Here is a 9,255-nt window from a genome sequence, read left to right as displayed (position 1 = left end):
GCCTTGCACTTTTGTTCGATTTATAGACTTCAATCACTATTTATACAAGGGTTTCAGTCTTAACCAGCAAGCCCTACATAATAAAACAAAGAAAAGACGCGATAAATCGCCGTCTCTACAAAGGGCTAATTATTGTAGAGACGGCGATTCATCGCGTCTCTCTTGCCTTTTATCGATTTATTGATTGGGTTATGATTTTACCAAAAGCCTTAGAGGATGTTTGAAAAGTCCTCTTCTCGGTAGTGAAAAGTTCTAGATCCCCCTAAATCCCCCTTAAAAAGGGGGACTTTGATTCGATTCCGGTTCCCCCCTTTTTTAAGGGGGGTTAGGGGGGATAAATAAGTACTTAAAATCACAGCTAACTACTTTTCAAACATCCTCTTAGAGGATGTCTGAAAAATCTTCTTCTCGGTAGTGAAAAGTTATAGATCCCCCTAAATCCCCCTTAAAAAGGGGGACTTTGATTCGATTCCGGTTCCCCCCTTTTTTAAGGGGGTTAGGGGGATTCAATAAGTACTTAAAATCACAGCCAACCACTTTTCAAACATCTTCTAAGCAATTTGAGCAGGAGCGGACTATGAGCTACATTACCACAGGCGAGCGCATTGGTTACGAGCGGGGAAAACAAGAACAAGGACAAACCCTCGTGTTACGGCAACTACAAAAACGGGTGGGAGAGTTACGACAAGAGGTTCAAGGGCGCATTCAAACTCTTTCTTTAGAACAATTAGAAGCACTTGGCGAGGCTTTATTGGCTTTTACAGCCATTGAGGATTTATTTAACTGGTTGGAAGCAAATCAAGCAGTGCATTAAACGTAGGTTGGGTGGAGCGGAGCGCAACCCAACAAATATCAGGATGTTGGTTACGCAAAGCCTCCACCCAACCTACAATTTTTTGTAACTTTCTAATTTCGGTGTTTTATGTAATATAAGAAAGACGCGATTTATCGCGTCTATTGCTTCAATTACGAACTACGAATTACGAATTAGAAAATAATCCTAATGAACAAATAATCTGAGGCTCTCGTTTCTCCAGTTCTTCTGTCACAATACACAAACGGTCATCCATGCGTAACGACACAACTAAATTAGCCAACACCTGATTATTAATACCACTTTTCAGTTGACGATTCAGAGTATCAATAGCTGACTGTCGCAAAGGATAACGGTAAATTTCATCAATTGCTTTTAAAAGTTCTTCGCTAACAAATAGTGTTCCTTTCATTTCTTGAACATAACTTTTCAGCCGTTCATAAGTGCGGAACCTTGCACCTGATGGCCGTCCTAATTGACCGCCTGCATTTTTCTCTTCTTCAGCAATCAATTCAGCACCCTTGTTTACTAACTTGTGATGCTGTTTATCTCTGGGTATCGCTGGGGTAGATTCTTCACACGCCGCTACTCGCAAAACCGCTAATTGTGATTGAGTAACGCTATTTCCATCGCGGTCAACATAAATTAAAGAATCATTCCCTTCTGTGGTTTTCATATAAAGCAATACTCCCTCTGGTTGTACAGGTTGCGGAGTATGGGCGCGAGTAGAATAAACTACATTTTCCATTTCTTCAATCGTCTTTTTCAAACCCGGATTATCATCTGTGGCTTTTTTCCAAATTTGAAATGCTTCTGATGTCAAATCAACTTCTGTATCTTCTTCGCCATCTAAAACTCCAGATTTTTCATTGTAGAGGTCGAGAATTACTCGTGCATCATCATCTTCAAAAAAAGCTTCATCAGTTCCCACCACTTCCGCATTTTCTTGCAGTCGTTTACGGAGTCGTCCCCGCAAATTAATAATGCGTTCTACTCCCTCGGCTGGTAAAAAAGAATAACAGAGAATTTTATCAGCATTTTGGCCAATGCGGTCTACTCTTCCCGCGCGTTGAATTAAACGAATAATCGCCCAAGGTAAATCCCAATTGACGATAATTGCACAGTCTTGCAAATTATGACCTTCACTTAAAACATCGGTGGCGATTAAAATCCGCAACTCATCTGATGATGAAATTTGTTCACGTTTTCCATTACTCACAGGGCTAAACCTTCCCGTCATTACTGTTGGGTCTTTAGATTGACCTGTTACTCCAGCGACATTAGTAATACAACTCGACTGCAAATTCTCTGTAAGGTAGCGGACTGTATCGGCAAATTGGGTGAAAATTAGTACTTTATCTTTGGGGTGAGTTTTTGTTAGCAGTTTGATTAAAGCAGCCAGCTTTTCATCCTTTTGAGGATTCCACTCGCCACACTGTTGCAGCACATTAATTAATGCTTTGGCATCTTCTAATAAATATCGTTTGAGTTTTTTAATATCAAAAAGTGTAGAACGCAACCACTTAAATCGCCTTTGATATCGCGTGATGTATTCTTGATAAATTGTTTCTGCTCTTTGACGAAAAACTTTTTCTTGACTTTTTACATAATCTGGAAAACCTCTCTCCAAACCTCTCTCCTGCAAGGAGAGAGGCTTTGAATTCTCCCCCTTATCTAGTGGGGAAGGGGGTTGGGGAGTTAGGTCAGAATCATCTTCTTCTATTTCAGTATCAAACAAAGCTGCTGCTACAGAATCAGCATCTTCATCATTATTACTTGTATCTAATAACTCAGCTTCCTGAGTTCCAATGGGAATATCAAGCCCATTTTCTAGGGCATATAAATAAATGAAATTCCGTAAAATGTGGCGTTCAATTGATTGAATAAAAGCAACACCACTACTTTCTAAACGCTTAAATAAATTAGTGCGTGAAAAACCCATTAACCTCCTACCGCCACGGAATAAGCTATTAAGAAAGCGTTGTTCGGTGTCTGTAGGCGGCTGTTTGTGTTTAGCAATAACGTAATTCCCTAGCCCATAACGAGGTAAATTAAGTTGATTAATTACTTCTACTACTAACTCAGAGTAAAGCCGAGAATAAAAGTCAGTGTCAGAACCTTCGAGAGGAAACTTGAGACTCCGAGGTAGACGCTGGGGAAAATAAGAACGTGTCCCATCAGCAAATTCTAAATATTTCCGTCCGGTTTCATCTGTGTGAGCATAATTATCTTTAATAAAAGAGCGAGTGCGTCTCACCATGTAACGCTTCATCAATTCTCGCCAGTCATCAGGGTGTTCGCTTTTTTCAAAAGCAGCTAAAGAACGGACAGAACATTGATGCTTTCTAATAAACTCTAATTCTCCTATGGAACTGCCACCAAGTTCATTAATTAAAGCTTCTGGTCTTAATCCTAAATCTTGGTCTTCTGGCACAAATAGCCGCAACTGGGCGGAAAGGTCAAGATAACTTTTATTGTATGGAGTAGCAGATAATAAAATACATTTACTTTCGTTAGTAGCAATATATTCTGTAATTGCTCGATAACGTTTGCCTTCGCGGTTTCGTAAATTGTGACTCTCATCAATTAACACAACTCGGTAGCGGCGAAGTTTTGGTAACTTATTTTGTACTTGACTAATCGGCATAACTTCGGCGAGTAACCGATAGTTATTTACATATTCTTGCCACATTGACACCAAGTTTTTTGGGCATATAATTAATGTTTCTAAAAAACAATCTTCTTGTAATATCTTTGCCAAAGCGGTTCCAACTAAAGTTTTACCCAAACCGACCACATCACCCACTAATACGCCGCCACGCCTTGTTACATGACGTGCTGCTAGCTGTACGGCAGCTTTTTGAAAGTCAAATAAGTTGTTAAATTCGCGGGGGATGCGGAATTCTGAAAGTCCTGCGATCGCTTCGTGGGATAAGTGGTAAGCTATCTTCAGGTGTAGTAAGGCGAAACTAGTTCTTGCCTAGCCCAACTCTGATCGATAATTTCCGCCAATTCTTGGAAAATATCTACACAACCGTAATCTTGCCAGCGATCGCTAAACCACTTTTGTAGTTTATTACAAGCATCATGGTCTAAAATATCAACATTCAACTCCCCTTGTTTAGCCAATCCGGGAAGGGTTAAATTACTACTACCCAAAAATCCCACAATTGGGCTATTCGGGTCATTGCGATGCATAAGATATAACTTGGCATGGAGAGAATGACGCAGAAACAATTTAATAATTACCTTCTGACTTTTTAGCTGATGACTTAACCGCCGTAACCCCGCTTCATCCTGATTAGTCGGCGCACCGATAGTCAACTGCTGGCGGAATTCCGCCGCCATGCGTTTTTTAAACCGCACAATGCTACTGTTATCAATCCGTCCATCACCACTAACAAGGCTAAATGCTGCATGAACCTCATCACTGGGTAAGCTTTGCATCCCAATTAGCAAACGACAACAAGCATTTTCACTACCAACATATTGTTCGATTAAATCATCAATTCTTCGCCAACCTCTGAGGTTAAAGTAGCCAACACAAAAGTCTGCCCGATAAGAGACTTTGAGGGTTTCTCTTAAAATCGGTAGCAGTTGTAAATCTATGTTGTCAAAGATGCGGGGCATTATTTAAAACTCATCAATATTTCGTACATCTGTTATATGAGTAAAAAATTTTTCCAGCCAGATTAGTGAAGAGTGCATTCTTCTTGGCGTTCTTGGCGACTTGGCGGTTCGATAAAGAACGAACCGCCAAGCTGCCAAGAACGCTAAGGAAGAAAAGGAATAAATTTTTAACTGAACTAGTTTTACCCAATGCCATAAAAAAAGAGCAGTTGCATAATACAACTGCTCTAAAAACTACTTAAATAGATATTTTTTACCTATCCACAGACCCCATAATTACATCAACACTACCGAGAATCACCACAATATCTGCAACCTTCATTCCGCGCAGTAAATGTGGAACAATCTGAAGGTTGTTGAAATCTGCGGCGCGAATCTTCCAACGTGCAGGGAAGACGTTATCATCGCCAACCAAATAAATTCCTAATTCACCTTTGCCACTTTCTACACGGGCATAGATTTCACCCTTGGGTATCTTGAAAGTGGGGGAAACTTTTTTGCCGATGAATTGGTAATCAAATGCGTCCCACTCAGATTTTTTACCTGCGGCTAAACGCTTCGCTTCCAGATTTTCGTAAGGGCCGCCAGGAAGTCCTTTAACTGCTTGGCGAATAATTTTCACAGATTCGCGCATTTCCCGCATCCGCACCACGTAACGGGCAAAGCAATCACCGGCGGTTTCCCACTGCACATCCCAGTCGAAATCGTCGTAGCATTCGTAATGGTCAACTTTCCGCAAATCCCATTGCACCCCAGAAGCGCGTAACATTGGGCCAGAAAGTCCCCAGTTAATTGCTTCTTCACGGGTGATAGTACCAATACCCTCAACACGTCGCCGGAAGATGGGATTATCAGTTACTAAGCGTTCATACTCATCAACTTTAGGCAATAGGTAGTCGCAGAATTCTATACACTTATCTACCCAACCATAAGGTAAATCGGCTGCTACTCCACCAACGCGGAAGTAGTTATTATTCACCATCCGATAACCTGTAGCGGCTTCCCACAAATCATAAATCATCTCCCGTTCCCGGAACTGGTAGAAGAAGGGAGTTTGTGCGCCTACGTCAGCAAGGAATGGGCCAAACCATAGCAAGTGGTTGGCGATGCGGTTCAACTCCAGCATAATGACGCGGATGTAGCTAGCACGCTTGGGGACAGCAACACCTGCAAGTTTTTCTGGGGCGTTAACAGTAACGGCTTCGTTGAACATTCCCGCAGCATAGTCCCACCGACTAACGTAAGGAACGTACATTACATTAGTACGGTTCTCAGCGATTTTTTCCATTCCCCGGTGCAAATAGCCGATAACTGGTTCACAGTCAACGACATCCTCGCCATCCAGAGTCATGATTAGCCGCAGAACCCCGTGCATTGAGGGGTGGTGTGGCCCCATGTTTAGCACCATTGGTTCAGTGCGGGTTTCTAGTCTGGTCATAGATTTCGTGTTCTCCGTTCGTGAAAATTTTGAATTGAACCGCCTAGATGCCAACCACAGCCGATTTATCTAGTCTGCCAAAATGAGGTTTGTAGGGGCAATCTATATAATTTTGACTCTACAGGGTTATGTTGGAGAGAGGATAGCAGCGCAGGAGTTGTAATTGTTTCATTTCGTTGCACCTCTTCAATTATTATAGGGAAGCTTGATATGCAAGGGATTTAGGCACAGGTTTTTTTTCATCTAATCTCTTGTTGCATTGAAAATCCTGATGTTAAGGATTGGGAATTGGGAATGGGTCTTAAATAAGACTTACGTATAAGTAACGGAAATTTGAACCACAGAGGACACAGAGGAATAAGAGTTTAAGAGGTTTTTGGTGTAAGTCTTACCAAATATAAACAAAAATAAAATTAAAGATGAAATCAGATTTACAAACACCGCTAGATTTAGAAGAACTGGCTTTTTCTCATATTTCCGTGTTGGGACGGGAGGTAGTTGAGGGTTTGGCGGTGCGTCCAGGCGGGCATTATTTAGATGTGACGGTAGGCGGTGGTGGTCACAGTCGCCTAATATTAGAAGCTGCTGAAGATGTGCGAGTAACGGCAGTTGACCAAGATGAAGATGCTTTAGCAGCAGCGAGGAAAGAATTAGCTGAGTTTGGCGATCGCATACAATTTATTTATAGCAATTTTGCTGACTACGAATTTCCCCCTAATACTTTCAACGGTATTTTAGCCGATTTAGGGGTAAGTTCTTACCATTTAGACCAAGCAGAAAGGGGTTTCAGCTTTCGCCAAGCTGCCAATTTAGATATGCGAATGGATAGAGGGCGATCGCTAACTGCTGCTGATGTGATTAATAATTGGGATGAGGCAGAATTAGCAGATATTTTCTTTAAGTACGGTGAAGAGAGATTATCGCGGCGCATTGCTCGTCGTATTGTAGAACGGCGACCGTTACACACGACTACAGAATTAGCTGATGCGATCGCTTCTTCTGTTCCCCCAAAATACCGTTATGGCAGAATTCACCCGGCAACTCGTGTTTTTCAAGCTTTGCGAATTGTGGTCAACGACGAGTTAAAATCTCTAGAAACCTTTTTGGATAAAGCCCCAAATGCCCTTGTCCCTGGTGGCAGAATTGCGATTATCAGTTTTCACAGTCTGGAAGACCGCCCGGTGAAGCATGGGTTAAGAAATTCACCTTTGTTAAAAGTATTGACAAAAAAGCCAATTATTGCCCAAGAAGAGGAAATTAGTAAGAATCCGCGATCGCGATCGGCCAAACTCAGGGTAGCCGAGAGAGTTCTGAATATTGAATAAGGGGATGAGCGAATAAAAAGTTAGGGGAGCAGAGAGCAGAGCGTAAAGAGGTAGTTTTCTCATTCTCTCCAATTCCCAATTCCCAATTCCCTAAAACAACAATCTGTTAATCTAGCGTTGTTGGTGAGTTAAAAAATAATAAATGGAAATTAGTAATCTGTTTACAGCAGGTGGCGTGGTCATGTGGCCTCTGCTGGCGTTCTCTTTGTTAGGAGTAGCGCTGATTATCGAGCGGATCATCTTTTGGGTAAGAATAAATAATCGGCAAAACAAGGTAGTGCGAGAGGTGCTACAGCTTTATCGCCTTGATAATGTAGTTAGTGCTTTAGATAAGTTGCAAAAAAATGCTGATTTACCTATCGCCCGAATTTTTTTAGCAGCTTTAGAATTGGAAGAGCCGACACCAGAAGAATTTCGTTTGGCATTAGAAAGCGAAGCACAAGCCGAAATTCCCTTACTTAAGCGATCGCAAAATATTTTTGAGACAATTATTGGTCTTGCGCCGTTGTTGGGACTTCTAGGAACTGTCTTAGGATTAATTAACTCCTTTGCTTCTCTAAATATCGGAGATGTGGGAGGTACTAAAACAACAGGTGTAACATCTGGAATTAGTGAAGCTTTAGTATCCACAGCATCAGGATTAGTAGTAGCAATCTTTACACTATTATTTGCTAATACCTTCCGAGGACTCTATCAGCGTCAGATAGCTTGGATTCAAGAATATGGTGGACAGTTAGAATTACTCTACCGCCGTCGCTATGAAAGAGGCGATAAATCTTATGTACCTAACAGATGAAGCGGAACTGAATAATTGTAAATTAGTAATCGCTAATATTAGTTCACTACTTGTTATCGATTTTGCTCTGCAATTTTTGACTCTAATAGTGTTCTAAAATAACAAATAGCTTTTTCGCTACACTTTTCGAGGGAATATTCCATGATTATTTGGGTAAATGAGCAAATTGATCCGTCTGGGATGATTCATGCCTGTATTGCTACTTGTAATGAATCTCAAGCTAAAGAGTGTCATGATTCCTTTCAGAATAATTTGACCGAGAAGCAAAAGGCAGCGGGTTGGGTAGCGCAATTGCGGACAGTTGATTCTTGGGATGAAGTGCCAGTGAATTCTTTAAAACTCAATTAATGGGTGAGATGGAGTTCCTTTTTTAAGGTTTTGATCGAACATATTTCAGGAGCGTAGGCGTAGGCATCGCTTCTCTTGGAGACTCTACATCTTTGCTAATGCCTACAGCGATCGCAACAAATCCCATAAACACAGGTTAATAAAGGATAAAATTCGGATTAAAATTCTCAAATTATTATCTTATGCTTCTAAAAAAAGTAACATAAGAGAGGAAAAAGATGATTTTTTTGAACTTTTAAGAGCTATCATCTATACCGTAGATTGAATTTAAAAACTTGTATAAGCCGAATCAATTTAGTGAACTATCCCAAAGTTTACACTTCGGAGCAAGCCTGTCCTATTAATTTAGTTGGCGAAACTGGACAAGCGGTTCAAATTTCAATTCATGCTCCCAGTCAATATATCTGTGCCAACTGCGAACGGATATTACCAGATTGGAAACGGCAGCCATTTTTAAGAGTAGTGATTGTCTTGCAGCAATCGCGTTATCAATTAGTCAAAAAGACGGCAGAAGTAGAGTCAGAGAAAGAACGCTTACGAGAAAAGTTTATGCGATTTGGCTGTGATTTAGCATTTAATCTGCGCGATCTCGGCTATTTAACAGACCTGATCGACCCTCGTACAGGCTATCCTTTACTGTCTCATCCCGGAGCAATTCCTCACGATGACACAGCAGTTGTCAAAGCTTTACTCAACTATCCAGTGATTAAAAATCAATGCCGTGTACTAGTGCATCCCGAATGGGGTACAGCAGTTTATCCTAGCATCTTGATATCAGAAGCTCCCCCAATTTTGATCGAATGGGTTACTAAAGGTATAGCAGCTATGCATGGATGGAAAGAAATTGATTATTAGTCATTAGTTATTCCCTACTCCCTACTCCCCACTCCCCGCCCACGTAGAT

Annotated in this window: 7 protein-coding genes and 1 pseudogene; 5 read left to right on the top strand and 3 right to left on the bottom strand. The window is 41.2% G+C overall.

Annotated elements, in window-relative coordinates:
- Positions 1 to 553: 553 nt before the first annotated feature.
- Positions 554 to 814, top strand: a pseudogene (locus GNF10_RS32415) (DUF4351 domain-containing protein); the annotation flags it as partial.
- A gap of 166 nt (positions 815 to 980) precedes the next feature.
- Here the strand turns inward: GNF10_RS32415 and GNF10_RS39045 are convergent.
- The 3 genes from GNF10_RS39045 to GNF10_RS32405 all read right to left on the bottom strand — a co-directional run bounded on the left by GNF10_RS39045 (position 981) and on the right by GNF10_RS32405 (position 5,882).
- Positions 981 to 3,620 (bottom strand): DEAD/DEAH box helicase, encoded by a 2,640-nt coding sequence (locus GNF10_RS39045; protein ID WP_311774251.1) that lies wholly within the window; start codon positions 3,618 to 3,620, stop codon positions 981 to 983.
- 143 nt (positions 3,621 to 3,763) lie between these two features.
- Positions 3,764 to 4,444 carry a phospholipase D-like domain-containing protein gene (locus GNF10_RS39040; protein WP_260446070.1) on the bottom strand — a complete coding sequence of 227 codons (681 nt, stop codon included), beginning with the start codon at positions 4,442 to 4,444 and terminating at the stop codon, positions 3,764 to 3,766.
- Positions 4,445 to 4,697: 253 nt separating this feature from the next.
- Complete coding sequence (locus tag GNF10_RS32405) at positions 4,698 to 5,882, bottom strand: NAD(P)H-quinone oxidoreductase subunit H (RefSeq protein WP_185586282.1); 1,185 nt, start codon at positions 5,880 to 5,882, stop codon at positions 4,698 to 4,700.
- Positions 5,883 to 6,301: 419 nt separating this feature from the next.
- On the opposite strand from GNF10_RS32405, the gene rsmH reads away from it, so the two are divergent.
- The 4 genes from rsmH to GNF10_RS32385 all read left to right on the top strand — a co-directional run bounded on the left by rsmH (position 6,302) and on the right by GNF10_RS32385 (position 9,206).
- Entirely contained in the window at positions 6,302 to 7,207 is a 906-nt protein-coding gene (gene rsmH / locus GNF10_RS32400) for a 16S rRNA (cytosine(1402)-N(4))-methyltransferase RsmH (protein WP_185586283.1), read from the top strand.
- Positions 7,208 to 7,349: 142 nt separating this feature from the next.
- Positions 7,350 to 8,003 (top strand): MotA/TolQ/ExbB proton channel family protein, encoded by a 654-nt coding sequence (locus tag GNF10_RS32395; RefSeq protein WP_185586284.1) that lies wholly within the window; start codon positions 7,350 to 7,352, stop codon positions 8,001 to 8,003.
- A 141-nt stretch (positions 8,004 to 8,144) separates the two neighbouring features.
- Positions 8,145 to 8,351, top strand: coding sequence for a glycogen debranching protein (locus tag GNF10_RS32390; protein ID WP_185586285.1), 207 nt, complete (start codon positions 8,145 to 8,147; stop codon positions 8,349 to 8,351).
- Between the two features lie 297 nt (positions 8,352 to 8,648).
- Entirely contained in the window at positions 8,649 to 9,206 is a 558-nt protein-coding gene (locus GNF10_RS32385) for a methylmalonic aciduria and homocystinuria type D protein (RefSeq protein WP_185586286.1), read from the top strand.
- The last annotated feature ends 49 nt before the right edge of the window (positions 9,207 to 9,255 follow it).

It is taken from the genome of Nostoc sp. UCD121 (genome assembly GCF_014222285.1).
Classification (GTDB): domain Bacteria; phylum Cyanobacteriota; class Cyanobacteriia; order Cyanobacteriales; family Nostocaceae; genus Nostoc.
Note: the sequence above shows the minus strand (reverse complement) of the source record. Positions and strands in the feature narration are given on the sequence as shown.

What these genes read in the sequence shown, in the direction of transcription:
- GNF10_RS39040 (WP_260446070.1), bottom strand. Translation starts at nt 4,444, where the DNA reads ATGCCCCGCATCTTTGACAACATAGATTTACAACTGCTACCGATTTTA.
- GNF10_RS32405 (WP_185586282.1), bottom strand. Translation starts at nt 5,882, where the DNA reads ATGACCAGACTAGAAACCCGCACTGAACCAATGGTGCTAAACATGGGG.
- rsmH (WP_185586283.1), top strand. Translation starts at nt 6,302, where the DNA reads ATGAAATCAGATTTACAAACACCGCTAGATTTAGAAGAACTGGCTTTT.
- GNF10_RS32395 (WP_185586284.1), top strand. Translation starts at nt 7,350, where the DNA reads ATGGAAATTAGTAATCTGTTTACAGCAGGTGGCGTGGTCATGTGGCCT.
- GNF10_RS32390 (WP_185586285.1), top strand. Translation starts at nt 8,145, where the DNA reads ATGATTATTTGGGTAAATGAGCAAATTGATCCGTCTGGGATGATTCAT.